Genomic DNA, 24,822 nt, shown 5'->3' on the forward strand with positions numbered 1-24,822 from the left:
TTTAATCTGTTTTTAAATTTTTCTCTAATTTTCTGACAAAGAAAGAAACAATTAATATTAAAATTAAATACTCTAATATTAAGAAAGTATAGATTTCTAATGGTCTATAGGTGGTAACAACTAATTCATTAGCTTTTCTGGTTAAATCACCGATACCAATTATAGAAACTAATGATGACATTTTAAGCACATAAACAAATTGATTTCCAATAGCCGGTAAAATATTTTTTATTGCTTGAGGAAGTATTACTAGCCTTAATCTTTTAAAGAAATTTAAACCTAATGAACTTCCGGCTTCCCATTGTGCTTTTTTTATTGAATTAATTCCTGCTCTAAAAATTTCAGCTTGAAAAGCGCTTTCACTTATAGCTAAAGCAATTATCCCAGAAACAAATGGACTAAAGCTAATACCAGTCATTATTGGTAAACCATAGTAGATCCATAAAATTAAAACTAATAATGGTACAGCTCTTACAATCTCAACATAACCAATATTTATGTAAGTTAAAAATTTGTTTTTTGCTAAAGAGGGGATAGCAACTACAAAACCTAATATCATAGATATAACAATAGACACTACAGAGATGAAAATTGTTGTAGTTAATCCACTTAATAAGAATTTTAGATTTGTTAATCCTTCAACATTGTTAGGTGAAATAATAAACCATCCCAATTCTTGATCTGTACAAGAAGCGAGAGGAAATATTAAGAGTAAAAAAAATATATTTTTCACTCTTAAAATTATAGATAATTAATTATTAATATCTAATTGATTATAAACTTTTAAGATTATATTTAGCTAACAGCTGTTCAAAGAAACCAGAGCTTTTTTTCTTTTCAATCCATTTGCTCACATATTCATTCCAAACACTATCTTTTTTTGGAACCATCATAGCTAGAAAAGCAGGATTTTTTTCGCCATCCTGAACTATTGCTAATTGTGGGTATTTAATAACTAGCTTATTAGCTTCTGTTGAACTTGTAATGTTTCCATCAGCTCTACCTGCTAAAACTTCCTGAAAGTCTCTAGCTGGGGCTTCAACTGATTTTAAAGTAGAGTTTGGAAAAAATTCTTTGGCTTTTTGCTCTTGAGAAGTTCCTAGTGTTGTTGCTATTTTAACACCATTTTTATTTAAAGAATCCCAAGTTGAAAACTTTTTTAAATTTTTTTTAAGAACTAGCGGTACCGTTCCATATTTGTAATATGTTGAAGTAAAACCAGCAACTTCTGCTCTTTTAGGAGTCTTAGTAACACTCGTTGAAATGTCGTATCTACCTGAAGTAATTCCTGAAACTATAGTTTTCCATTCTGTTGGAACAAAAGTAATTTTTACTCCCATGTCTTTGGCTAATTCATTCATCACATCAATGTCAAAACCCTTGTATTTATTTGTTGCTGGGTCTTTCATTGTCATTGGATCCCAGTCACCTGTAGTTCCAACTTTTAATTCACCAGATGCTAATATTTGATCTAGTTTAGATTCTGCGTTAACTGAAAGGGGTAAAAGCACCATAAGTGCAAGTAAGATAAGTTTTTTCATAACTTCTTTTACCTACAAATAATTAAAAATAACCTTATAACCTTGACGCACTATCATTAATCCAAGAGTACAAATGCTCTGAAAATGATCGTCTAACAAATAAATTAACTAAATTTTTACCTTTATTCTGAATTATAACATCAATGTTGTTTAATAATGTTTGTGTCGTAGATCCTTTTTTTTCTTTGAATTCATTAAAATTAAATGGACTACCTGAAGCAAATAATTCATATATATTTTTTCCTTCTAATTCTAGCATTACAAAGTGATCTGATACATCAATTACAGCTCCTAAATTAGTTTTTGAAATATCATTATACAAACTTTCTTCAACATCATATTTATTTGTATCTTTTTTAACTATCTCGTTAGATATTACCATCCATTCATCTGGGCTTAGCCAAATAGATGTAAGTTTAGAGCTAGATGATGAAGTATTTGCTTCTGTAGGTAAAATCATATCCAAATGCTTACCTATTGTTGTAAAGAATTCTCTTTTTTTTCCTCTAAGGTTAAGTTTCATTATAGGAGAAACTTCTTTAACCGATATATCGTTATATTCTATGTAATTATTGATAGGTGAATTATAATTAAGCATTTAGCCTCTTATTTTCTGCATCAAAAAAAACTGGATTAGCAACGGTTACATTAATTGTTTTATTTTCCATGGGTATAAATAATTTTTTACCCATCATATTTTTTCCACTTCTAACAACTGCAAGAGCAATAGATTTTTTTAAATTTGGGCTGTAGTAGCTTGAAGTTACGTGTCCTAGCATGTTAACTGGCGATTGATTAATTTCAGAAACTATTTGAGCTCCTTCTTCCAAAACTATGCTTGGGTCATCAGTTAAAAGCCCCACTAATTGTTTTCTTTCCTCTTTCATAGTATCTGATCTGTAAAGAGATCTTTTCCCAATAAAATCATATTTCTTTTTACTTACTATCCAATCCATTTGAAGATCAATAGGAGTCATAGTTCCATCGGTATCCTGACCTACAATAATAAATCCTTTTTCAGCTCTTAATAAGTGCATAGTTTCGGTTCCATATGGAGTGATATTAAATTCTTTTCCAGCTTCCATGCATTTTTCCCAAAGCGCTCTTCCATAATTTGCTTGAACATTGATTTCGTAACTATGTTCCCCAGTAAAACTAATTCTCATTATTCTACATTCGATATTTCCAATTTGAGCATTTTTAAATGACATATGAGGAAAACTTTCTTCAGATAAATCTAAATCTGGAATAATCTTATTTAATATTTTCTTACTATTTGGACCACAAATGCTAGCTGTAGCGTAATGATCAGTAACTGAAGTTAAATAAACATCGAGTTCAGGCCATTCAGTTTGTAAGTAATCTTCAAGTTTACTTAAAACATTAGCAGCACCACCAGTTGTTGTTGTCATTAGATAATGAGCTTCACCAAGTCTTGTAGTGACACCATCGTCATAAACCATACCGTCTTCATTTAACATTAAACCATATCTGCACTTACCAATTCCAAGTTTTGACCATGCGTTTGTATAAACTCTGTTTAAGAATTCTGATGCATCACTACCTTGAATATCAATTTTACCTAATGTTGAGGCATCTAATAGTCCTGCACTTTCTCTTGCAGCAACACTTTCCCTTTGAACAGCTTCATGCATGCTTTCACCATTAATAGGGTAATACCAGGCCCTTTTCCATTGACCAACATTTTCAAATTCTGCTTTATTATTAATGTGCCAATCATTCATTGGTGTTCTTCTAAATACATCAAAATATTCTCCAACATTTCTTCCAACAATTGTTCCAAATGTTAAAGGTGTGTAGGGAGGTCTAAAAGTTGTAGTTCCAAGTTCACCCATTTTAACTCCAGCTGTATCAGCAATTATTCCAAGCGCATGCATATTTCCAAGTTTACCTTGATCAGTTCCCATACCAGTTGTTGTGTACCTTTTTACATGTTCTATTGATCTAAATCCTTCTCTTAGGGCTAGTTTTATATCTTTTGCAGTTGCATCATTTTGATAATCAACAAATGGTTTAGTTTTTCCAATTGGTTTATCTGATGGTAAAAGCCAAATATTTCTTTTTGAGATTTCTTTTTCACTTTCAACATTGATATTTTCAAAATCTGTTTTATCAATCTTTAAAAAATTTTTTAAATTAGTAGAAAGATTTTTGATAATTTCTTTTATCTCAAAATCACCATTACAAGACCCAACACTCAATTGTTCAGAGGGGTATTTATTTGGTAAAAATACTTTGTCATTTTCATCAAAAGACAATTTACCACCTGATTGTGTAAATAAATGTACAGCAGGTGTCCAGCCGCCTGCAACACCTAAGCAGTCACAATAAATATTCATCTTGTTGCCAGTTACTGATAAACCATCATTAGATAATTTCATAACTGAAACACTATTCAACCTTTTATAGCCTGTTGTATCAACTATTGTACTAGACCAATAAATCTTGATACCAGCTTTCTCCACAGCTTTAACTATTTTAGAGTTTGAACTTTCTCTAATGTCAATTATAGCCTCAACATTTATTCCTTTGTTGTGAAGACAAAAAGCACTTTCATAAGCGCTATCATTATTTGTAAAGAAAATATTTTTTTTACCAGAAACTACACCATAAAAGTCAGCATATTTTTTAACAGCTGATGAAAGCATAATTCCTGGTCTGTCATTATTATTAAATATAAGTGGTCTTTCCAAAGCACCTGTTGCAAGAATAACTTTTTTAGCTCTTATTTTTAATAATCTTTGTCTAATTTTTCCTTGTTTATCTTTCTTCTCCAAATGATCTGTCAAGTTTTCTCTTGCTAATAAATAGTTGTATCCATGAAATGCAGCAACGCTAGTTCTTGTCTTAATTTCAAGATTTTTAATATTTCTTAATTCTTCTATTTCTTTTTTAAGCCAATCAGATGAACTTTGATTTTCAATTTTATTAAATTCTCTGTTTTGATATATTGTTGATCCACCCAATTCGTTTTTTTCATCAACAAGTAAAGTTTTTAAATTATTTTTAGCAGCATTTTTTGCAGCTAATATTCCTGAAATACCCGCTCCAACCACCAGTACATCACAATGAATATATCTGTGATCATAAACATCAGGGTCTTTTTCTGTTGGTGATTTACCCAGTCCTGCTGAGTGTCTGATAACATATTCATATTTTTCCCAGAAACTTGCAGGCCACATGAAAGTTTTGTAATAAAATCCAGCTGGTAAAAAAGCTGAGATAGCATTATTAATTCCTCCTATATCAAAATTAACACTAGGCCAACAGTTTTGACTTGAAGCTTCTAAACCTTCATAAATTTCTACTTCCGTAGCTCTTACATTGGGTTCTGTTCTATTTGTACCATTATTTATTTGAACTATTGCGTTTGGCTCTTCAGAGCCAGCAGTCATAATTCCTCTTGGTCTGTGATATTTAAAACTTCTTCCAACCAAATGAACATCGTTAGCAAGTAGGGCAGATGCGAGTGTATCTCCCTTAAATCCGTGGTAAGTTTTTCCATTGAATTTAAAAGAAATTCTAATAGTTTCATCAATAAATTTGCTAGGTTTTATTCTTAAGTTTGAAGACATATTATTCTGAAGGAGGTTTTTCACCCATTTTATAGATTGATTTAATTTCATCATTAGATGTATCTCTCACCATATTAAACCATTTTCTACAACCGTGTGCATGGATCCATCTCTCAAATTGAACACCTTTTATATTTTTTCTCATGAATAAATATTCTGCCCATTCATCATCACTTAGTTCTGTTGGTTGTTTGGGTCTTTCTATATGAGCTTCACCACCAGCCTTAAATTCTTGATGATCTCTTTCACCACAATATGGACAATTTATAATAAACATTAATGAGCAACCGCTGCAGCACCATGTTCATCAACAAGGTCGCCACTTACAAATCTATTTAAATTAAAAGCAGCATTTAATTTGTGAGGTTCATCATTAGCTATAGTGTGCGCAAACAAATCTCCTGAACCTGGTGTTGCTTTAAAACCACCTGTTCCCCATCCACAATTAAAATATAGACCTTTAATAGATGTTTTACTTAATATTGGACTAGCATCAGGACAAATATCAACTATTCCTCCCCATTGTCTAAGCATTCTCATCCTACTAAATATTGGGTAAAGTTCTAAAATTGCATTAAGTGTTCCCTCAACAATTTGATGACTACCTTTTTGGGAATATGAAACATAATCATCAGTCCCTGCACCTATTACCAATTCACCTTTATCAGATTGACTGACATAAGCATGCACTGCATTAGACATTACAACAGTATCAATTATTGGTTTAACTGGTTCCGAAACTAAAGCTTGTAATGGTTTACTTTCGAGGGGTAATCTTAAGCCAGCCATATTTGCAATAACGCTAGAGTGACCAGCTGCTACTACACCAACTTTTTTTGTTTTAATAAAACCTTTTGTAGTATCAATACCTTCTACACTATCACCATTTCTTTTAATTCCTTTTACTTCACAATTTTGAATTATATCTACACCTAGTTCATCAGCGCTTCTAGCGTAACCCCACGCAACAGCATCATGTCTTGCTGTACCAGCTCTTCTTTGAAGAGTGCCTCCTAATACAGGGTATCTAATATCCTGTGATGTATTTATAATTGGACAAAATTTTTTAACTTCTTCAGTACTAAGGTAAACTGCATCAATACCATTTAATCTATTGGCATGAGTTCTTCTTTTTAAATCTCTAACGTCTTGAAGGTTATGAGCTAGATTCATAACTCCTCTCTGGCTAAACATTACATTATAGTTAAGCTCTTGAGATAAACCTTCCCAAATTTTTAATGCATGATCATAAAGTCCAGCACTTGCGTCCCACAAATAATTTGATCTAATTATTGTGGTGTTTCTTCCCGTGTTACCTCCACCAATCCATCCTTTTTCAACAACAGCAATATTTTTCATATTGTGTTTTTTTGCTAAATAATAAGCTGTGGCTAAACCATGACCACCTCCACCAACAATAACTGCATCATATTCTTTTTTTGGTGTAGGGTCTCTCCAAGCTCTTTGCCAGTTTTCATGGTAACTAAAAGCATTTTTAATCAGTGAAAATATTGAGTAATTGTTTTTCATTATTAGCCAATAATTACTTTATAAATATTGAATATTCAATACAATCGGATATATCAATGTCGCAGTGGAAGAGTGGGTGAGAGGCTGAAACCAGTCGTTTGCTAAATGACCGTGCGGGGAAACTTGTACCGAGGGTTCGAATCCCTCCTCTTCCGCCACTAAAATAATGGGTGGTCTCTAAAAAAATCTTTCATAGGGATTGGTTTTTTTTCTAGTATATATCTATACACATTATAATTCTCTAATACTCGCTGAACATAGTTTCTTGTTTCTCTAAACTTTATCAACTCAACCCAATCGACATAATTTATCTGTTTTTTTTGAGGATTTTTATTTATTTTTTTCCAATATTTAACTCTATTTGGACCTGCGTTATAGGCAGCTACAGCAAAGGGGTAGGCGCCATCATATTGTAAAATTAAACCCGCTATATAATGGGACCCTAGGTTAATATTATACTCAGGATCAGTAGTTAGTCTTGATTTTGAATAAGGAAGCTTAGCTTGTTTTGAAACTAGTTTAGCAGTGTAGGGCATCAGCTGCATTAATCCTTTTGCACCCGCATGACTATTTGCGCTTAAATCAAATTCACTTTCTTGTCTAATAATAGATAGAATAAAAGCACTTTCAGGAATTTTTCGACCATTAATATTTTTAGGAGTGCTTATTATTGGATAGTTAAATTTATTGTGAAATCTTTTTTGATAGGAAGCAATTTTTGAAACTTGTATTGCAAAATCATACCTTTCTATATCTGTTGCAAGTTCAGCAGCTAATATTTCGCTACCTTTTTTTATATCATCGTTTGCAAGGTGTCTTAAAATAAATTTAGTATATTTATCTTTTTTTAATTCGTCCAAAAGATACGTTATTTTAACTAATTCATTATTAAAGAAAATAAGTCGATATTTATTATCAACCATCGTGTCTTTTTCTAATTCAAATTTTCCATTTGGATTTAATTTTAAAAAAGCTAATTGGCCGTAATATGTTGTTAGGTATTTTGCTGCTTCTTGATACCATCTACTAGACTGTTCTTTATCACCTAATTTCTCAAAGGCTCTTGCAAGCCAATATGCACCTCTAGATGTGCTAATAGGGTAGCTAACATTGTTATAAAAATTTTTAAAATGATCCTTGGCTAATAGTGGATCGTTTAAAAAGCTTAATGCAATCCAGCCACTCATCCATTCAGCAGCCGCAAAATCTGATCCTTCAGTCATTCCATGGTTACTTGAAATCTTATAAGCAGTCTCGTATTTTTTTTTATAAATTAGTGCTCTTGAAATAATTTCACGTTCTTTCCACCATTTTTCAGGTATAACAAGATAATCCTTGTCATTTGTAATTTTAAGTAAAATTTCTGCAGAAGAGTCTACTCGGCCTTTTTTCCTTCTCCATTTTAATCTATCAAAATTTAATCCCGCATCATTTTTAAATTTTTCGGGGACATTTTTAATTGCTTGGTCAACTCCATAGCCTTTACTTATTAATACTTGTCTTGCAGTGTATAAAAGTTCATAATCTTTGGGCAGGTATCGTGTTATCCTTTTAAGATCCCAATATTTACCATTCCAAGCAAGATAATCAGCTCTTTTGATATAATCTTCTGCATTTAGATATTTTTTATATTTTTTTCTAAAAAATTTTACTTCATTCTTGGATAATTTTGCTGTGATCCACCCTTCTTTTATTAGATTTGTTCCCTTAGCTTTATTTCCAGTTAGAATATAACTTTCACCAAGTATCATTTTTCCATATCCTGAAACAGGCTCATTTTGATTAAACCAATTGATTATTTTTTTAGGAGATATTTGTGATGTTGATAGTTTATGTTCTGCAAGAGATCTTAATTTATCCATTCTAGGATAATTACTGTTTTTATCTATAAAAACCTTGTAGTCAAAAAAAGAAGCTTGGTTACCTGGAGTTGATAAGTATCTCCACTGAATAAAATTATATATTGATTTATCTTTAGCTTTTTTTGCAATTTTTAGTGATGATGTCCATCTACTTTTTTGCATTTCAGATATTGCTTTTCTTGCAATATTAAAATCTTTTTTGCTGTAATATTTTGAGATTTTAATACTTCTAGATTTAGTTAATCCAGCTATTGATGGTTTCTTTTTTGGAATTTTAAAAGATAATTTCTTAACCTTTTTTATCTTTTTAACTTCTGTAATTTTTTTTTCTTTTATTTCAATATTTTCAGTTTTTTTGGGCTTCTTTATCGGTTTTAAAATATTTTTAGATATTTTTTTCTTTATTTCTTTTTCAGTTAGAGAAGGTTTTTGAATAGGAATTATTAAAGGTGTTTCAGCTAAAACGTAATTAAAGTTTATTAAGATTGATATCAACAAGCCAATAAATAATAATTTTTTAAGCATAATGTTTTAGTATATGAATTTACAAACTATGTTATAAGTATTTATGTTCAAAGGATCAAATGTTGCTTTAATCACACCGTTTAAAAATAATGGGCTAGATGAGGATGCTTATATAAAATTAATTCATTTTCATATGGATAATGGTACCAGTGGTTTAGTCCCTGCTGGGACTACTGGAGAGTCTCCAACACTTAGTCATCAAGAACATCAAAGAGTTATTGATTTATGTATAAAAGAAAGTAATGGACGAATACCTGTAATTGCAGGCACTGGATCTAACTCAACAGAAGAAGCAATATCACTAACTACTCACGCTGAAAAAGCTGGAGCTAACGGTGCTTTAATTGTTACACCTTATTATAATAAACCAACTCAAGAAGGTCTGTATCAACATTATAAAGCAATTAATGATAAATGTGGAATTCCAATTATTATTTACAATATACCTGGTAGGTCAGTAATTGATATGTCAGTTGACACAATGGCAAGATTATTTGAATTAAAAAATATTGTTGGTGTTAAAGATGCAACTGGTGACCTAGATAGAGTTGATCAACAACTTTCTAAAATGGGAAAAGAATTCATTCAATTGACTGGTAATGATGATAATGCATTTGAATTTAATAAAAGAGGTGGAGTTGGAACTATTAGTGTAACCGCAAATATTGCTCCTAAATTATGTTCTGATTTTCAAAAACTATCAGTCTCTAATGATGCAAACGATATTAATGAAGCAGATAAATTAGATAAGACATTACAACCAGTTCATAGCGCCATGTTTATTGAAAGTAATCCTAGTCCAGTTAAGTACGCAGCCAAGTTAATGAATTTATGTGATGATGCAGTTAGGTTACCTTTAGTCAAAACATCTGAAAATGCCAAACCTGTAATTAAAAAAGCTTTAGAGTTAGCAAAATTGATTTAATGAATAAAAAAACCAATCCTGGTTTAAAAATTATTTGTTTAAATAGAAAAGCAAGTTTCAATTATTTTTTTGAAGATCTCTTAGAGGCTGGTATCGTTCTCAAAGGGTCAGAAATTAAATCTATTAGAGATGGAAAAATAAATATAGCCGACTCTTATGCTGTTGAAAAAAATGGTGAATTAATTTTAATTAATTCTCATATATCTGCCTATAAACAGGCAAGTTATTCTAATCATAACCCAACAGATGAAAGAAAACTTTTATTGAATAAAAAAGAAATCAATAAATTAATAGGTAAAATGCAAAGAGATGGGTTTACCATTGTTCCTACAAAAATGTATTTTAAAAAAGGTAAAGCAAAAGTTGAGTTAGCAGTAGCAAAAGGTAAAAAGCAATTTGATAAAAGAGCTACTAAAAAAAATAGAGATTGGAATTGTGACAAAGCAAGATACATCAGAAAATCAAGCTAAAAATATTTTTTTAGGCATAGGATCAAATTTAGGAAATAGAATAGCTAACATTGAAATGGCTAAGTCACTTTTATTACAAAATAATATTAATTTTATTTCTGTATCTAATTATTATGAGACTCCATCTTGGCCAGATCCAAATAAACCAAAATTTTTAAATATTGTTCTGAAGGTTTTTTGTAAACTTAAGCCTTTGGAATTGTTAAAGTTATGCAAAATTATAGAAGTTAAATTAGGAAGAAAAAAAAATTATAAAAATTCTCCTAGAACTTGCGACATAGATATCATTGATTTTGATGGAATAGTTTTAAAAGGTAAATTAAATCTACCTCATTCTAGGATGCATGAAAGAAGTTTCGTTTTATTTCCTTTATTTGATCTTAAAAAGGATTGGGTTCATCCAGTTAAAAAAACCAATATAAAAAAGCTAATTTTTTCACTCTCAAATAAAGATATTAGATCTATTAATCAAATTTGAATTAATGTTATAATAAGAAATGCTTAATTCGAACGATTTAATAAATAAAGTAAAGGTTTATAATAAATTTTTAAATCCTGAGAGATTAGACAAAGCTTTTAATTTTGCTGTTAAAGCACACCAAAATCAAAAAAGAGCCTCAGGTGATCCTTACTCAGTTCACCCAATCGAGGTAGCAAATATTTTAACAGAGTTAAAATTAGATAGTGCAACAATTACTACTGGCTTACTTCATGACACAATAGAAGATACTTTCGCAACCTACGAAACCATAAAAAATGAATTTGGTGATGAAGTTGCTGATTTAGTTAATGGTGTTACAAAAATCTCTGTTTTTGAGAATACAGCAGGATCCAATTCTAAAGTAGAAAATTTTAGAAAATTAATTTTAGCCACTTCAAAAGATATAAGAGTTTTGTTGGTTAAAATTGCAGATCGTCTTCATAATATGAGAACAATTAAGGCAATTCCTAAAATAGAGAAGAGGCAAAGAATAGCTCAAGAGACTATGGAGATTTATGCTCCTTTAGCTGATAGAATGGGAATGCATAGAATAAGAGATGAATTGGAAGACCTCTCTTTTGAAATTTTAAACAATCAAGCTAGAGAATTAATAAAAAAAAAATTAGATGAAATAAAATCAGATAAAAAAAATTTATTTGAGTCACTTTCATTTGAGTTAAGTGAAATATTAAATGACAATCATATTAATGCAGAAATACATGGGCGTGAAAAAACACCTTTCTCAATTTGGCGTAAAGTTCAAAAAAAAAGAATTTCATTAGAGCAAATTACAGATATCATCGGATTTAGAATTACCCTATCTACTGTTGATGAGTGTTATAAAACTTTGGGCATATTTCATAAAAAATGGAATTGTATACCTGGTAAATTCAAAGACTATATATCATCACCAAAAATAAACGGTTATAAATCACTTCATACGTCAGTAATTGGATCTAATAAAAAACCAATTGAAATACAAATAAGAACACACGAAATGCATGAGTTTGCTGAAAGAGGAGTGGCTTCTCATTGGAAATATAAGTCTTCAGAAAAATTTAACTCCTTAAGTTGGAAAGAATATGACTGGCTAAAAGATCTCGTTGAAATTATCGAAAGAAATGAAAATCCAGAACATTCTTATGAATATACTAAACTTCAAATGTTCCAAGAAAATGTCTTTTGTTTTACTCCCAAGGGATCAGTTATTAAATTACCAAAAGATGCGACCCCAATAGATTTTGCGTATGCCGTACATACAAAAATAGGAAATACTGCTATTGGATGCGAAATTAATGGAAATAAATCAGAACTACAGGAAGTATTAAGAAATGGAGATAGAGTAAATATAATTACATCTAAAAATCAATCACCCTCACTTCATTGGATTCCAACTACTAAAACAGGAAAAGCAAGAGCTGCAATTAGAAGATATTGGCATGACAAAGGTGAACAAAAAGAGGAAAAGGCAAAGAAATATAATACAACTTTATGGATTTCATTACCCGATCAACCAGGTCAATTAGGTGATATAAGCTCATTGATTGGTAGCCATAAACTTAATATTTCAAATGTTGAAATGGCTGGAAAAAACACAAAGTATATTAACTTTAAATTTAAATTAATTATTACTAATTTAAAAAACTTTACAAATTTTATTGCAGAGCTTAAGCAAAAGAGTATAAAATTTAAGATAATTAGACACGAAGATAAAAGAAATGCTTTCACTCAAAAAATCCTTAAATATTTTAAAAAAGACTGATGCTCTTTTAGAGGGACATTTTATATTATCTTCTGGACTACATTCATCAAAATACATTCAATGTGCAAAACTTTTAAGTTTTCCATTTTTGGCTGAAAAAATTTGCAAATCTCTAGCTAAAAAAATCAAAAAAAAGTACAAAAAAATTGATTTAATTTTAGCTCCAGCGATGGGAGGTGTAATTATTGGTTATGAAATTGGTAAACTTTTAAAAAAAGAAACAATATTTTGTGAGCGTGTAAATGGTAAATTTAAATTAAGAAGAGGATTTAGTATTAAAAAAGGAGCAAAGGTCTTAATTATTGAAGATGTCATAACTACCGGAAAATCTAGTTTGGAATGCGTTAAACTAATAAAAAGAGCAAATGCAAAACTTTTAGGGTTTGCCTCTATAATAGATAGATCAACAACAAAGTCTCTGAAAATTAAAACTGGAATTATATCACACCTAAAAATCGATGTTCCAACATTTAACGCAAAACAACTGCCTCAAGATTTAAAATCAATACCCATAACTACACCTGGAAGCAGATTTATTAAGTGAAAAGATTAGGAGTAAATATAGACCACGTAGCTACCGTAAGAAATGCTAGGGGCGAAAATCATCCAGATCCATATTATGCAGCTTTACACGTTATTAAAATGGGAGCCGACTCAGTAACCATTCATTTAAGAGAAGATAGAAGACATATTAATGATTTAGATGCTAAAAAAATTTGTAAAACGAAAAAAATTTTAGTTAACCTTGAAATTTCAATCAATGATAAGATTGTTAAAAATGCTCTAAAAATTAAACCAGATTATATTTGTCTTGTTCCTGAAAATCGAAAAGAAGTAACTACAGAAGGTGGATTAAATCTTGTAAAATACAAGAAAAAATTAAAAAATATTATTGAAAAATTCAAAAAGAATAAAATACGAACTAGTTTATTTATCAACCCATCAATTAAAGATATAAGATTATCGAAGGAACTGAACGCAGACTGTGTTGAAATCCATACCGGCAGAATATCAAACTTAGTAAAATCAAAAAAGAAATATAATGAAGAATTAAATAGAATTAAAAAATGTTCTATCTTAGCAAATCAACTTAATATCGAAGTTCATGCTGGTCATGGATTGGATTACAAAACTACAAAAATATTAACTAAAATTAAAGAAATCGAAGAATTTAATATAGGTCATTTTATTATTGGAGAGTCAATATTTGTTGGTCTTTCAAATATAATTAAAAAATTTAAAAGAATTATTAAAAATTAAATTATGAAAATTTTAGGTATTGGTGTCGATATCATCCAAAATAATAGAATTAAAAATTCGATCAAAAATCATAAATTTAGAGATAGGATTTACAGCAAAAATGAACTTGAACTATCAGTTTCTACAAAAAATAAAATTGGGTATTTTTCTAAAAGATTTGCTGCAAAAGAGGCTTTTGCAAAAGCTCTAGGCACAGGATTTAGAAATAACTTAAATTTTAAAGATATAGAAATTATGAACGATAAATTTGGTAAACCTTATTATTCAAAGAATAAAAAAATAACACAATTAATAAGAAAACAATTTAAAGTTAAAAATTTTAAATGTTTTTTATCTATTTCAGATGAAAAAGAGTATTCAACAGCATTTACAATAATTCAATCGATATGAAATTAGATAAAAATTTTTTTTCTGAAAATTTAAAAACTCTTTTTTATGCCTTAGTAATTGCTGTAATAATAAGATCTCTCTTTATTCAGCCATTTTATATTCCATCATCATCAATGGAACCTACATTGCTTGTTGGAGACAGGCTTTTTGTTACCAAGTATTCTTATGGCTACAGTAAACACTCATTTCCATTTAGCCCACCTATTTTAAGTAAAAGAATTTTTTTTGATGCCCCAGAAAGAGGTGATGTGATAGTTTTTAAAACACCTGCAGATAATAGAACAGATTATATTAAGAGACTGATAGGACTTCCAGGTGATAGAGTTCAGTTTATTGATGCAAACTTATATGTGAATAATAGTGAGATTTTAAAATCAAAAATTTCAAATAAAACAAAAATAAATTGTGGAAATAGGATAATCGAAGTTTATAGGTTTGAGGAAAAATTACCAAATGGTAAAAAATTTCATACAGTTTATTTAAAAGATTATACATATCAAAACTCAGACGTCTTTGAGATTCCGCAAGATCATTATTTTTTTCTTGGAGATAACAGAGACTGTTCAAAAGATAGTAGATTTTTATCAAGCGTTGGATATGTTCATAAAGATAATCTTGTTGGTAAAGCACAATTTATTTTTTTTTCGTCAGACAGAAAAGAGGGTAGTATTTTTACTTTTTGGAATTGGCATAAATCTATTAGATTTGATAGAACATTTGATCGTATTAATTGATGAAAATTAACTATCAGGATTTACAAACAAAAATCAAAGTTAAATTTAAAGATTTAGATTTACTAATTAAATCACTTACGCATAAAAGTTTTGATCCAAAAAATAATAACGAAAAAATTGAGTTTTTAGGTGACAGAGTTTTAGGATTAGTCATTGCTAAAAAACTTTTAGAATTATATCCTGATGAAAAAGAGGGTATACTTGATAAAAAATTTGCATCATTAGTAAATAAAAAGACGTGCCTAGAAATTGCAAAAAGAATTAACTTAGATAAATATATTTTAACTTTTAATCCCAATAATAAAAAAATAAGAATTGAGGATAAAATTGTCTCTGATAGTTGTGAAGCGTTAATTGGAGCAATTTATCTTGATAAAAATTTAGCAATAGCTGAAAAAGTAATCTTGAATCTTTGGAAAAATCATATCAAAGAAAGTGTTATTACCCAAATTGATGCAAAAACAACTCTTCAAGAATTAACTTTAAAAAATTTTAAAAAACTTCCAGTTTATAAACTCATCTCAAATACTGGGCCGCGACACAAACCTTCATTTAAAGTTGGTGTTAAACTTCCAAATACAAAATATTTTTTTGGCCTAGGTAAATCAAAAAAAGATGCTGAACAAAATGCTGCAATAGAATGTCTAAAAAGTATAAAATGAAGTAATTATGAATTGGATTGATGAAGGTTTTTTAATTAGTAAAAACAGATATAGTGAAAATTCTTTAATAGCCGAAATATACACAAAAGATCGGGGAAAGATATCAGGTATAATTTTTGGAGGTACTTCAAAAAAAATCAAAAATTATCTTCAAATAGGTAATAGGCTTCATGTAAATTATAGTTCTAAAAATGACAATAGAATTGGATACTTTAAAGCAGAAATTTTAAACGCATATAGCCCTTTATATTTTGACCATAAACAAAAATTATCATGCATAACTTCAGCAACTAATTTGATTAAAATTCTTACTGTAGACTCTCAATCAAATATTAAAGTTTATCAAATAATTGAAAATCTTTTTTTAATACTGAATGATAAAGATTGGCTTAAAAAATATATTTTTTGGGAATTAGATTTACTAAAAGTTTTAGGTTACGATTTGGAATTAAAAAATCTTGTTGAAAAAGATATTGTTGATAACAAAACTATCTATTTTGCAACTTCATCAACAGAAAAAAAATATGTTCCTAATTTTTTGATTGAAAAAGATATTGAAGTTAATGATCTAAAAACTTTATTGAATGGGTTAAAATTAGTTGGTGATTATTTAGATAAAACTATATTGAAACCAAATAATATAAACTATCCAAGTAGTAGATTATTATTTATTAATTCTTTAAAGTAATTATTTTAAGATTTCATCAATTCTATCAGCGTAATAACTTACAATAGCATTGGCGCCAGCTCTTTTAAAAGCCATTAAGCTCTCAACAACAGCATCCTCATTGACTAATTTTTTTTGAATAGCATTTGATATTAAACTGTACTCACCTGATACTTGATAGGCAAATACTGGTATTTTAAACTTATCTTTTACTGATTTGATAATATCTAAATAAGGCATTCCCGGTTTAACCATCACCATGTCAGCACCTTCTCTAATATCTAGAGCAACCTCTCTTAAAGCTTCATCGCTATTTCTAAAATCCATTTGATATGTTTTTTTATCTCCTTTTAATGATCCTTTAGATCCTACAGCATCTCTAAATGGTCCATAAAAACTTGAGGCATATTTTGCAGCATAAGATAAAATTTGAACATTTTGATAGTTTGATTTATCAAGAGCTTTTCTTATTTTCCCTATTCTGCCATCCATCATGTCTGATGGAGCCAATACATTACAACCCATTTCTGCTTGCAATATTGATTGATTTATTAAAACTTCTATTGTTTCATCATTTATAACCTGATTTGATTTAATTAATCCATCATGTCCATGAGAGGTATAGGGGTCTAAAGCTACGTCACACATGATACCAATTTGATTTTTATATCTTTTTTTTATTTCTAATATCGCTCTACAAACCAAGTTGTTTTCGTTAAGTGACTCAGACCCAATTTCATCTTTTAAATTATTTTTAGTTTTTGGAAAAAGAGCAACCATTGGTATTTCATTTTTAATTGCTTTATCAACGATTTGGGACAACCTGTTAATTGTATATCTATAAACACCTGGCATAGATTTAATTGATTCTTTCTTATTAGATCCATCGATTAAAAATATAGGCAATATGAAGTCACTTGGACTAAGAGTATTTTCTTGAGTTAGCTTTCTTGACCAAGAATACTTTCTATTGCGTCTAAGTCTCAAGCTTGGGTATTTTCCTGTGATCATGTTTTAATTTTCTTTAAAAATGCGACAAATGTAATATACAAATATAATTCAAAAAGAGTATTAAACAATTAATTAGGGTAAAAAAATATACATAATGACGCTAGATTTTCAAGATTTTCAAAAACAAGACATAAAATTTAACATATCTGAATTACAAAAGGCATATAGAGAAATTATAAAAATCAAAAATTTTGATGGACCAGAAGGTATTAGTAATTTTGGAGCAATATCTCTCACACAGATACCTGGTAACCCAGACTCAATAAAAGGTCATAAAGCAAGAGGAGTTTTTTGGACTTATCCTGACTCTTCGGGAAAAGAACAGATAAGAGATGAAAAAATTAATGAGGCTGCTTATTCAGAATTTATTGAGGATTACAAAAATACCTACTTTAAAGAAGTGTTTGATGTTTTGTCCTCAAAATATAAATTAGGAAGAATTAGAATTTTATTAAAACAACCTAGATCAACATTAAGTTGGCATAGAGATCCAGAGCCTAGATTGCATATACCAATAATTACAAACCCTGGATGTCATATGGTTATAGATAATGTTGCTAAACATTTGCCAGCCGATGGTTCTGTGTGGATTACTAATAATACCAAATATCATAATGCGTTTAATGGAGGTGAAGAAAATAGAATTCACCTAGTAGCTTGCGTATTGGAACATAAATTTAATTAATTTGAGAAAAATATTTATTTCATCAGATCACGCCGGATATAAATTAAAAGAAGAAATAAAATCACATTTATCTAAAAAAAAAATATCATTTAAAGATATGGGTCCCTATAATGATGAAAGAGTTGATTACCCTGATTTTGCGCACAAGGTAGCTAAAAAAGTTAAAACGAACAAAAATAACTTTGGTATTTTAGTTTGTGGTTCAGGTATGGGAATGAATATTGCGGCAAATAGACATAAAAATATTCGTGCCGCACAATGTTTTAATTTAAAATCAACGAAATTATCTAGATTGCATAATGATGCGAATATTATTACATTAGGTTCAAGGTTGCTGAATAAAAAATTAGCATTAACCTGTGTTATTGCCTTTTTAAATACAAAATTTGAAGGTGGTCGACACTTGAAACGAATAAAAAAAATATAATTATGTCTAGTGAAAAAAATTATTTAAACGATAGCTATAAAAGTTTTTTTGAGGACAGTTTATCTTTAAAAGATCCTGAGCTTTATAAAGCGATTAAAGAAGAATTAATTAGACAACAGCAACACATAGAATTAATTGCTTCTGAAAATATAGTTTCTCAAGCAGTTTTAGAGGCACAAGGTTCTGTTTTAACCAATAAATATGCAGAAGGTTATCCTGGTAAAAGATATTATAATGGCTGCGAACATGTTGATGTTGCTGAAAATTTAGCAATAGAAAGATTGAAAAAAATTTTCAATTGTAAATTCGCAAATGCCCAACCTCACTCCGGGGCTCAAGCAAATGGAGCAGTTTTTTTAGCTTTATTAAATCCTGGGGATACTTTTATGGGAATGAGCTTAAATTCAGGTGGTCATATTACTCATGGATTAAAAATTTCTATGTCAGGAAAATGGTTTAATGCAATTGGTTACGATGTTGATAAAGAGTCCGAACTAATTGATTATGATAATGTTGAAAAACTTGCCTTAGAACATAAACCTAAATTAATTATCGCTGGAGGAAGTGCTTACTCTAGAGTTATAGATTTTAAAAGATTTAGAGAAATTGCAGATAAAGTTGGAGCATACCTAATGGTGGACATGGCTCATTTTTCAGGTTTGGTAGCAGGACATGGTTATCCAAATCCTTGTGATTTTGCTCATGTAGTTACTTCAACAACACACAAAGTATTTAGAAGTGCACGAGGTGGTATAATTTTAACTAATCATGAAGATCTGTCTAAAAAATTTAACACAGCTGTATTTCCAGGCTACCAAGGTGGACCTTTAATGCATATCATTGCTGCTAAAGCTGCTGGTTTTTTAGAGGCCTTGCAACCAGAATTTAAAGATTATATTAAATCTGTTTTAGCTAATGCAAAAATGTTAGCTGAAACTCTAAAGAATAATGGTTTTAAAATTTACTCTGATGGAACTGATACTCACTTAATGTTGGTAGATTTAAGACCTTATAATGTAAAAGGTAATCTTGCAGCCGAAAGTTTATCTAGAGCAAATATAACTTGTAATAAAAATGGAATTCCTTTTGATACAGAAAAACCAATGATTACATCTGGCATAAGATTAGGCACACAGGCAGCCACCACTAGAGGCTTTGGTTTAAGCGAATTTAAAGTAGTTGGTGAATTGATTACAAAAACTATAAGAGGATTAGCTGAAAATCCAACTGACAATAGTAAAATTGAAAATGAAGTTAAAAATGAGGTTATTGCTTTAACTTCATCATTTCCAATATATAAGAACCTTTAATAAATGATTTGTTCTATTTGTAAAAAAGGTGAAACTTCTGTTGTTGACTCTCGTCCAACTGAAGATGGTACAGCTATTAGAAGAAGAAGACTTTGTGTCTGTGGTGCTCGTTTTACAACATTTGAAAGAGTGCAATTTAGAGAAATAATGGTGGTAAAAAAGAATGGAAGAAAATCATCATTTGATAGAGATAAACTTTCTAAATCAGTTTATATAGCACTTAAAAAAAGACCTATAGACACAGAAACAGCGGAAAAATTTATAAGCAAAATTTCAAGAGCCCTTGAGGAACTTGGTCAGAGTGAAATTTCAACTAACACAATTGGGACAATGGTAATGGAGGGTTTAAAAGAACTTGATCCAGTTGCATATGTTCGATTTGCATCTGTTTATAGAAACTTTAGAGAAGAAAAAGACTTTGTGCAATTCGTGGACAAACTTGATGTCTACAAAAAAAGATAAATTCTCAATAAAAGATAAATTTTATATGGAGATAGCCCTTAAATTGGCTAACTCTCGTCAAGGACTTACTGGATTAAATCCAGCTGTAGGCTGTGTAATAGTTAAAAATGATAAAATAATTTCTATTGGTCAAACATCATTCAATGGAAGACCTCATGCAGAATTTAATGCGATAAAAAATTGTATTGATAGCTTAAATGGATCAACGATGTACGTAACCTTGGAACCATGTTGTCATCATGGTCTAACACCACCATGTACAGATATAATTATTAAATCTAAAATTTCTGAGGTTATATATTCTGTCGCAGATATTGATAAAAGAGTAAAAAATAAAAGTCTAAAAATTTTAAAATCAAACAATATCAAAGTTAAAAGAGGTCTTCTTCAGGATAAGATAAATAACTTTTATTCAGCTTATTTTTTTAATAGAAAAAATAAATTACCCTATGTGACTGGAAAAATTGCTATTTCAAAAAATAATCTTATTTACAGTAAATCAAAAAAAAAGATTACAAACGTATATTCCGATAAATTTACACATTTATTAAGATATATGAATGATGCGATAATGGTTTCATACAAAACTTTAAATAAAGATAATTCGAAATTAAATTGTAGAATTAAAGGTTTTAGCAATTATTCTCCTAAGAGAATTATTTTAGATAACAAACTTCAAACTAAGGTTAATAGCTATCTTGTGAAAACTGCAAACAAAAATAATACTATAATTTTTTATAATCAAGCTAACAAATCTAAAATTTTAGATTTTAAGAAAAAAAAAATTCAATTAATTAAATCTAAGGTAAATAAACAAGGTATGTTTGATGTCAAATCCATATTAAGAAAATTATACAGATATAACTGTAGAAATTTATTAATTGAAGGAGGTAATAACTTAACTAATTATCTTTTGAAAAATAGAATTTTTAATAAATTTTATTTGTATAAAAGTCCCAAAAATCTTTCCAAAGAAACTGAATATTTGAAATTTGATAGTTTAGATGTATTAAAGAAAAATTATAGAAATAGATTTAATTTAAATCTATTTTTAGGAAAAGATAAAATAACATTGTATAAAAACTAATATGTTTAATGGAATTATATATAACCAGGGCATTGTTTTAAAAATCATTAAAAGACCCAAAGGATTAAATATATTTGTAAAGAGCAATCTTAAAGTTTCTAAAAAAGATATGGGTTTGTCAGTAGCTTGTGACGGTGTTTGTCTGACTTTGATTTCATATAACTCAAAATTAATGGAATTTTATCTTTCAAATGAAACTTTAGTCAGATCAAAGTTTCAATATTTAAAAACTAAAGATGTTATTAATCTTGAATTACCTTTAAAATATGGAACAAAAATTTCAGGTCATATATGTCAGGGCCATGTAGATACAATTGCAAAGACAATTAATATTAAAAAGGTTGATAAATCTTATTTATTTGAATTTGAAGTTCAAATTAAAGAACAAAAAAACTTAATTGAAAAAGCTTCAATATGTGTAAATGGCATTTCTCTTACAATATCAAAAGTTTTGAAAAAAAGTTTTCAGATATGGGTTATCCCCCATACATTTAACGAGACAAATTTATCAACTATCAAAAAAAATGATCTTGTTAATATAGAGATAGATATCTTGTCTAAATACGTTAGAAATTATTTTAATGCCAAAAAATAATTTTGCATCAATTGAAAGTATTATCAATGTAGCCAAGAAGGGTGGCATGTTTATTCTTGTTGATGATGAAAAAAGAGAAAATGAAGGAGATCTTATTATCTCAACTTCAAACTCTAATGCTAAAAATATTAATTTTATGGCCAAATATGGTCGCGGCCTAATTTGTTTGGCGCTTGATTCTGTTCAGGCTAAAAGATTAAATTTAACTTTAATGTCAGCTAATAATCAATCAAGAAACAAAACTGCATTTACTGTATCTATCGAAGCAAAAAAAGGTATTACCACAGGAATTTCAGCTAGAGACAGAGCTAAAACTATCAGTATTGCATCAAAAAAAAATGTAAAGAAAACTGATATTGTTTCACCTGGCCATGTATTTCCAATAATTGCAAAAGACGGAGGGGTTTTGGTTAGAGCTGGCCATACAGAAGCTTCGGTTGATATATCTAAATTAGCTAAAAAAAATAATTCAGCAGTAATTTGTGAAATTATGAATGAAGATGGAACAATGGCTAAAGGTCAAGATTTATTTGATTTTGCAAAAAAACATAAACTTAAAATCGGTAAAATCGAAGATTTGATAGCTTATCGACTAAAAAAAGAAAAATTAATTAAATTAAAGAAACAAAGTTTTATTGAAGTTAAAAAGCATAAATATAAAATTAGAATTTATGAAAACCTTCTTGATGGATCTGAACATTTTGCTTTGATCAAAGGAACCATCAAAAAAGGAATTACTCCTAGAGTTAGAGTTATCTCATCAAATGTTGTTCAAAATTATTTGATTAATCAACAGTTACCAAATTCATTCAATAAAACTCTAAATTATTTTAAGAAATTTAATAATTGTGTACTCGTATTCATAAAAGACACTAATCTTAGATCAGTAACCCAAACACTTAAAGATTATAAAAATAAAGACTTTTATAAAAAGGGAAAAGATAAGCTGATTAGAAATTATGGTATTGGTGCTCAAATACTAAAAGATTTAAAAATCAAAGATATGACTTTAATTACAAAATCTCCTAAAAAAGTTATAGGTTTAGATGGTTATGGTATAAGAATTACCAAACAAGAGATTATTTAATGAAAAAAAAATATTTAATAGTTGTAGCAGATTATTATAAGGATATTGCTAAAGGCCTTCTTGATAGTGCTTTAAAATTGATCCCAAAATCTAACTCAGTTAAAATTATTAAAGTTCCAGGTGTTTTTGAAATACCAGTTACAATATCAAAAAATATTAAAAAATATGATGCTTTTTTAGCTCTTGGTTGTGTTATAAAGGGTCAAACACCACATTTTGATTTTATATCCCAAGCTTCTACGAATGCGATTATGGACTTATCAGTCATTAATAAAAAACCTATTGGTAATGGAATAATTACTTGTTTGAATATTAAGCAAGCAAAAATTCGAAGAAAAAAAGGGGCAGAAGCTGCTGATGCTGTAAACTTAGTTTTATCGCAAAAATGAAAACTCATTTTAACCCAAAGAACAATCCAAGAGTAATTATAATTCAAAAATTATATGGTAAATTTTATAATGAAGATAATGATATTGAGTTTCCCAAACATAGATTCAAAAAATTTATTAAAGATATTGTTTTTGGCACCATAGAACGTAACGATCTAATTCTTGATGAATTAAATACTAAACTTGGCGATGATTTTGTTTTAGATAATTTAGATAAAGTTTTTCAAACTATATTAAAAGCTGCTACATATGAATTTTTATATAAACCAAATATATCTATTAACATTATCATTAAAGAATACTTAAACTCATCTAATTTTTTCTTAGAAGATTCTCAAACTAAATATTTAAATGCCTTACTAGATAATGTTGGAAAAAAGTTAAGAACTTCAAATGCATGAATTTGATTTAATTAAGAAATATTTTTCAAAATTATCTAAATTGAATAAATCGTCATTAAATTTAAATGATGATGTTTTTTTTGACAAAAAAAAATCTTTAGTAGTTTCAATTGATACATACAATGAGGGAGTTCATTTCCTTGATTTTAAAAAACCAGATTTAGTAATTAAAAAAATTTTAAGATCTTCGATATCAGATTTAATTTGCAAGGGTGTTTCTCCTAAATATTATTTTATATCAGGTAGTGGAAATAAAAAAACATTTTCAAAAAAAAACTTATCAAAAATTTCCAATTCTTTAAAAATGGAACAGAACAAATATAAAATTTCATTATGTGGTGGTGATACTACTTTTTCAAATCAATTAAGTTTTTCAATTACATCAATAGGGTATTCAAAAAATATTATTTATAGAAATAAAGCCAAAGTTGATGACAATATATATGTAACTGGAAATCTTGGTGACAGTTTTGTTGGATTAAAAGTTTTACAAAATAAGATTAAAGTAACAAAAAAACTTAAACATTATTTTATTAAAAAATATTTTGAGCCGGATATTCAAATAAAATTACCAAATGAATTATTAAAATTTGCCAATTCTTCAATAGATATATCTGATGGTTTGCTTGATGATCTTAAAAAAATGATTAACAATCAAAAATTATCCTATGAAATTTGGGAGCAAAAAATTCCAATTTCTAGAAATTTACAAAATTATATAAAGAATAATAATTATAAAAAATCAAATTTTATATCTAACGGAGATGATTATCAGATTTTATTTACCGCGAGTGAAGACAAATCTAGAATCATAAAAAACACATCAAAGAAATTAGGGGTGAAAATATCAAGAATTGGTAAAATTAGACCTTACAATCAAAAATCACTCTTAATTGGTAAAAAACGTCAGCATTTACTGGTTAAAAACCCTGGTTATAAGCACCAATTTTAAAAGTTAATTAT

The 24,822-nt window shown here is 28.8% G+C and carries 28 protein-coding genes and 1 tRNA gene; 21 read left to right on the forward strand and 8 right to left on the reverse strand.

Translation table 11 applies throughout. The annotated features are described in order from the left end of the window. Window position 1 precedes the first annotated feature (1 nt). Genes ACIJYF_RS03160 through ACIJYF_RS03185 form a run of 6 tightly spaced genes read right to left on the reverse strand, consistent with a single transcriptional unit; the run spans window position 2 to window position 6,667 of the window. Entirely contained in the window at window positions 2–733 is a 732-nt protein-coding gene (locus ACIJYF_RS03160) for an amino acid ABC transporter permease (RefSeq protein WP_435117683.1), read from the reverse strand. Window positions 734–773: 40 nt separating this feature from the next. Then, the gene (locus ACIJYF_RS03165) at window positions 774–1,541 is read right to left on the reverse strand and encodes a transporter substrate-binding domain-containing protein (protein ID WP_435117685.1); all 768 of its coding nucleotides are present in this window, start codon (window positions 1,539–1,541) and stop codon (window positions 774–776) included. Window positions 1,542–1,575: 34 nt separating this feature from the next. Continuing rightward, window positions 1,576–2,139, reverse strand: coding sequence for a sarcosine oxidase subunit gamma family protein (locus ACIJYF_RS03170; protein WP_435117687.1), 564 nt, complete (start codon window positions 2,137–2,139; stop codon window positions 1,576–1,578). After that, window positions 2,132–5,137 (reverse strand): sarcosine oxidase subunit alpha family protein, encoded by a 3,006-nt coding sequence (locus tag ACIJYF_RS03175; protein ID WP_435117689.1) that lies wholly within the window; start codon window positions 5,135–5,137, stop codon window positions 2,132–2,134. The genes ACIJYF_RS03170 and ACIJYF_RS03175 overlap by 8 nt, the downstream gene beginning before the upstream one ends. 1 nt (window position 5,138) lies before the next feature. Next, window positions 5,139–5,414 carry a sarcosine oxidase subunit delta gene (locus ACIJYF_RS03180; protein WP_435117691.1) on the reverse strand — a complete coding sequence of 92 codons (276 nt, stop codon included), beginning with the start codon at window positions 5,412–5,414 and terminating at the stop codon, window positions 5,139–5,141. Further along, window positions 5,414–6,667 (reverse strand): sarcosine oxidase subunit beta family protein, encoded by a 1,254-nt coding sequence (locus ACIJYF_RS03185; RefSeq protein ID WP_435117693.1) that lies wholly within the window; start codon window positions 6,665–6,667, stop codon window positions 5,414–5,416. The genes ACIJYF_RS03180 and ACIJYF_RS03185 overlap by 1 nt, the downstream gene beginning before the upstream one ends. Before the next feature lie 66 nt (window positions 6,668–6,733). Between ACIJYF_RS03185 and ACIJYF_RS03190 the strand changes: the two genes are divergently transcribed. Then, a tRNA-Ser gene (locus tag ACIJYF_RS03190) sits at window positions 6,734–6,825 on the forward strand. Here ACIJYF_RS03190 and ACIJYF_RS03195 read toward each other — a convergent pair. Beyond that, window positions 6,826–9,054 carry a lytic transglycosylase domain-containing protein gene (locus ACIJYF_RS03195; RefSeq protein ID WP_435117695.1) on the reverse strand — a complete coding sequence of 743 codons (2,229 nt, stop codon included), beginning with the start codon at window positions 9,052–9,054 and terminating at the stop codon, window positions 6,826–6,828. A 43-nt stretch (window positions 9,055–9,097) separates the two neighbouring features. Here ACIJYF_RS03195 and dapA point away from each other — a divergent pair, with 43 nt between their 5' ends. From dapA to recO, 10 genes are read left to right on the forward strand one after another with little or no spacing between them, the layout of a single operon-like run. Further along, complete coding sequence (gene dapA / locus ACIJYF_RS03200) at window positions 9,098–9,979, forward strand: 4-hydroxy-tetrahydrodipicolinate synthase (RefSeq protein WP_435117697.1); 882 nt, start codon at window positions 9,098–9,100, stop codon at window positions 9,977–9,979. Then, the gene (gene smpB / locus ACIJYF_RS03205; protein WP_435117699.1) at window positions 9,979–10,449 is read left to right on the forward strand and encodes an SsrA-binding protein SmpB; all 471 of its coding nucleotides are present in this window, start codon (window positions 9,979–9,981) and stop codon (window positions 10,447–10,449) included. Before dapA ends, smpB begins: the two co-directional genes overlap by 1 nt. Beyond that, entirely contained in the window at window positions 10,415–10,927 is a 513-nt protein-coding gene (gene folK, locus ACIJYF_RS03210) for a 2-amino-4-hydroxy-6-hydroxymethyldihydropteridine diphosphokinase (protein ID WP_435117701.1), read from the forward strand. Before smpB ends, folK begins: the two co-directional genes overlap by 35 nt. Before the next feature lie 19 nt (window positions 10,928–10,946). Further along, the gene (locus ACIJYF_RS03215) at window positions 10,947–12,692 is read left to right on the forward strand and encodes a RelA/SpoT family protein (RefSeq protein WP_435117703.1); all 1,746 of its coding nucleotides are present in this window, start codon (window positions 10,947–10,949) and stop codon (window positions 12,690–12,692) included. Next, window positions 12,649–13,236, forward strand: a complete 588-nt coding sequence (gene pyrE, locus ACIJYF_RS03220) for an orotate phosphoribosyltransferase (protein WP_435117705.1) — start codon at window positions 12,649–12,651, stop codon at window positions 13,234–13,236. Before ACIJYF_RS03215 ends, pyrE begins: the two co-directional genes overlap by 44 nt. Next, window positions 13,233–13,952, forward strand: coding sequence for a pyridoxine 5'-phosphate synthase (locus ACIJYF_RS03225; protein WP_435117707.1), 720 nt, complete (start codon window positions 13,233–13,235; stop codon window positions 13,950–13,952). Before pyrE ends, ACIJYF_RS03225 begins: the two co-directional genes overlap by 4 nt. Before the next feature lie 3 nt (window positions 13,953–13,955). Next, entirely contained in the window at window positions 13,956–14,342 is a 387-nt protein-coding gene (acpS, locus tag ACIJYF_RS03230; RefSeq protein WP_435117709.1) for a holo-ACP synthase, read from the forward strand. Continuing rightward, window positions 14,339–15,076 carry a signal peptidase I gene (gene lepB, locus ACIJYF_RS03235; protein WP_435117711.1) on the forward strand — a complete coding sequence of 246 codons (738 nt, stop codon included), beginning with the start codon at window positions 14,339–14,341 and terminating at the stop codon, window positions 15,074–15,076. Before acpS ends, lepB begins: the two co-directional genes overlap by 4 nt. Then, on the forward strand, window positions 15,076–15,738 hold the full coding sequence (rnc, locus tag ACIJYF_RS03240; RefSeq protein ID WP_435117713.1) for a ribonuclease III: 663 nt from the start codon (window positions 15,076–15,078) through the stop codon (window positions 15,736–15,738). Before lepB ends, rnc begins: the two co-directional genes overlap by 1 nt. 7 nt (window positions 15,739–15,745) lie before the next feature. Further along, on the forward strand, window positions 15,746–16,426 hold the full coding sequence (recO, locus tag ACIJYF_RS03245; RefSeq protein ID WP_435117715.1) for a DNA repair protein RecO: 681 nt from the start codon (window positions 15,746–15,748) through the stop codon (window positions 16,424–16,426). On the opposite strand, the gene hemB is transcribed toward recO, so the two are convergent. Beyond that, a complete protein-coding gene (hemB, locus tag ACIJYF_RS03250; RefSeq protein WP_435117717.1) occupies window positions 16,427–17,416 on the reverse strand; it encodes a porphobilinogen synthase in 990 nt (329 codons plus the stop codon). 94 nt (window positions 17,417–17,510) lie between these two features. On the opposite strand from hemB, the gene ACIJYF_RS03255 reads away from it, so the two are divergent. The 10 genes from ACIJYF_RS03255 to thiL are packed head-to-tail and all read left to right on the forward strand — an operon-like array spanning window position 17,511 to window position 24,811. Beyond that, window positions 17,511–18,101: an aspartyl/asparaginyl beta-hydroxylase domain-containing protein gene (locus ACIJYF_RS03255; RefSeq protein WP_435117719.1), complete on the forward strand. Its 591-nt coding sequence runs from the start codon at window positions 17,511–17,513 to the stop codon at window positions 18,099–18,101. A gap of 1 nt (window position 18,102) precedes the next feature. Next, window positions 18,103–18,528, forward strand: coding sequence for a ribose 5-phosphate isomerase B (gene rpiB, locus ACIJYF_RS03260; protein ID WP_435117721.1), 426 nt, complete (start codon window positions 18,103–18,105; stop codon window positions 18,526–18,528). Window positions 18,529–18,530: 2 nt separating this feature from the next. Next, window positions 18,531–19,838 carry a serine hydroxymethyltransferase gene (gene glyA, locus ACIJYF_RS03265; RefSeq protein WP_435117723.1) on the forward strand — a complete coding sequence of 436 codons (1,308 nt, stop codon included), beginning with the start codon at window positions 18,531–18,533 and terminating at the stop codon, window positions 19,836–19,838. A 3-nt stretch (window positions 19,839–19,841) separates the two neighbouring features. Beyond that, a complete protein-coding gene (nrdR, locus tag ACIJYF_RS03270; protein WP_029454679.1) occupies window positions 19,842–20,300 on the forward strand; it encodes a transcriptional regulator NrdR in 459 nt (152 codons plus the stop codon). Next, the gene (gene ribD / locus ACIJYF_RS03275) at window positions 20,281–21,387 is read left to right on the forward strand and encodes a bifunctional diaminohydroxyphosphoribosylaminopyrimidine deaminase/5-amino-6-(5-phosphoribosylamino)uracil reductase RibD (protein WP_435117725.1); all 1,107 of its coding nucleotides are present in this window, start codon (window positions 20,281–20,283) and stop codon (window positions 21,385–21,387) included. Before nrdR ends, ribD begins: the two co-directional genes overlap by 20 nt. 1 nt (window position 21,388) lies before the next feature. After that, entirely contained in the window at window positions 21,389–21,982 is a 594-nt protein-coding gene (locus ACIJYF_RS03280) for a riboflavin synthase (RefSeq protein WP_435117727.1), read from the forward strand. Then, on the forward strand, window positions 21,969–23,069 hold the full coding sequence (gene ribB, locus ACIJYF_RS03285) for a 3,4-dihydroxy-2-butanone-4-phosphate synthase (protein ID WP_435117729.1): 1,101 nt from the start codon (window positions 21,969–21,971) through the stop codon (window positions 23,067–23,069). The genes ACIJYF_RS03280 and ribB overlap by 14 nt, the downstream gene beginning before the upstream one ends. Next, window positions 23,069–23,458 (forward strand): 6,7-dimethyl-8-ribityllumazine synthase, encoded by a 390-nt coding sequence (gene ribH, locus ACIJYF_RS03290; RefSeq protein ID WP_435117731.1) that lies wholly within the window; start codon window positions 23,069–23,071, stop codon window positions 23,456–23,458. Before ribB ends, ribH begins: the two co-directional genes overlap by 1 nt. Continuing rightward, on the forward strand, window positions 23,455–23,859 hold the full coding sequence (locus ACIJYF_RS03295; protein ID WP_435117733.1) for a transcription antitermination factor NusB: 405 nt from the start codon (window positions 23,455–23,457) through the stop codon (window positions 23,857–23,859). The genes ribH and ACIJYF_RS03295 overlap by 4 nt, the downstream gene beginning before the upstream one ends. Continuing rightward, on the forward strand, window positions 23,852–24,811 hold the full coding sequence (thiL, locus tag ACIJYF_RS03300; RefSeq protein ID WP_435117735.1) for a thiamine-phosphate kinase: 960 nt from the start codon (window positions 23,852–23,854) through the stop codon (window positions 24,809–24,811). Before ACIJYF_RS03295 ends, thiL begins: the two co-directional genes overlap by 8 nt. The last annotated feature ends 11 nt before the right edge of the window (window positions 24,812–24,822 follow it).

The organism is Candidatus Pelagibacter bacterium nBUS_49 (assembly GCF_051200925.1).
Lineage (GTDB): Bacteria > Pseudomonadota > Alphaproteobacteria > Pelagibacterales > Pelagibacteraceae > Pelagibacter.

Bases quoted from the DNA above. Each gene is read 5' to 3' on its own strand.
- ACIJYF_RS03195 (WP_435117695.1), bottom strand. From the start codon at position 9,054: ATGCTTAAAAAATTATTATTTATTGGCTTGTTGATATCAATCTTAATA.
- ribD (WP_435117725.1), top strand. From the start codon at position 20,281: ATGTCTACAAAAAAAGATAAATTCTCAATAAAAGATAAATTTTATATG.
- acpS (WP_435117709.1), top strand. From the start codon at position 13,956: ATGAAAATTTTAGGTATTGGTGTCGATATCATCCAAAATAATAGAATT.
- ACIJYF_RS03215 (WP_435117703.1), top strand. From the start codon at position 10,947: ATGCTTAATTCGAACGATTTAATAAATAAAGTAAAGGTTTATAATAAA.
- recO (WP_435117715.1), top strand. From the start codon at position 15,746: ATGAATTGGATTGATGAAGGTTTTTTAATTAGTAAAAACAGATATAGT.
- ACIJYF_RS03280 (WP_435117727.1), top strand. From the start codon at position 21,389: ATGTTTAATGGAATTATATATAACCAGGGCATTGTTTTAAAAATCATT.
- glyA (WP_435117723.1), top strand. From the start codon at position 18,531: ATGTCTAGTGAAAAAAATTATTTAAACGATAGCTATAAAAGTTTTTTT.
- ribB (WP_435117729.1), top strand. From the start codon at position 21,969: ATGCCAAAAAATAATTTTGCATCAATTGAAAGTATTATCAATGTAGCC.
- hemB (WP_435117717.1), bottom strand. From the start codon at position 17,416: ATGATCACAGGAAAATACCCAAGCTTGAGACTTAGACGCAATAGAAAG.
- nrdR (WP_029454679.1), top strand. From the start codon at position 19,842: ATGATTTGTTCTATTTGTAAAAAAGGTGAAACTTCTGTTGTTGACTCT.
- dapA (WP_435117697.1), top strand. From the start codon at position 9,098: ATGTTCAAAGGATCAAATGTTGCTTTAATCACACCGTTTAAAAATAAT.
- ACIJYF_RS03295 (WP_435117733.1), top strand. From the start codon at position 23,455: ATGAAAACTCATTTTAACCCAAAGAACAATCCAAGAGTAATTATAATT.
- ACIJYF_RS03255 (WP_435117719.1), top strand. From the start codon at position 17,511: ATGACGCTAGATTTTCAAGATTTTCAAAAACAAGACATAAAATTTAAC.
- ACIJYF_RS03180 (WP_435117691.1), bottom strand. From the start codon at position 5,414: ATGTTTATTATAAATTGTCCATATTGTGGTGAAAGAGATCATCAAGAA.
- ACIJYF_RS03170 (WP_435117687.1), bottom strand. From the start codon at position 2,139: ATGCTTAATTATAATTCACCTATCAATAATTACATAGAATATAACGAT.
- ACIJYF_RS03165 (WP_435117685.1), bottom strand. From the start codon at position 1,541: ATGAAAAAACTTATCTTACTTGCACTTATGGTGCTTTTACCCCTTTCA.
- smpB (WP_435117699.1), top strand. From the start codon at position 9,979: ATGAATAAAAAAACCAATCCTGGTTTAAAAATTATTTGTTTAAATAGA.
- ribH (WP_435117731.1), top strand. From the start codon at position 23,069: ATGAAAAAAAAATATTTAATAGTTGTAGCAGATTATTATAAGGATATT.
- rnc (WP_435117713.1), top strand. From the start codon at position 15,076: ATGAAAATTAACTATCAGGATTTACAAACAAAAATCAAAGTTAAATTT.
- thiL (WP_435117735.1), top strand. From the start codon at position 23,852: ATGCATGAATTTGATTTAATTAAGAAATATTTTTCAAAATTATCTAAA.
- pyrE (WP_435117705.1), top strand. From the start codon at position 12,649: ATGCTTTCACTCAAAAAATCCTTAAATATTTTAAAAAAGACTGATGCT.
- lepB (WP_435117711.1), top strand. From the start codon at position 14,339: ATGAAATTAGATAAAAATTTTTTTTCTGAAAATTTAAAAACTCTTTTT.
- ACIJYF_RS03175 (WP_435117689.1), bottom strand. From the start codon at position 5,137: ATGTCTTCAAACTTAAGAATAAAACCTAGCAAATTTATTGATGAAACT.
- ACIJYF_RS03185 (WP_435117693.1), bottom strand. From the start codon at position 6,667: ATGAAAAACAATTACTCAATATTTTCACTGATTAAAAATGCTTTTAGT.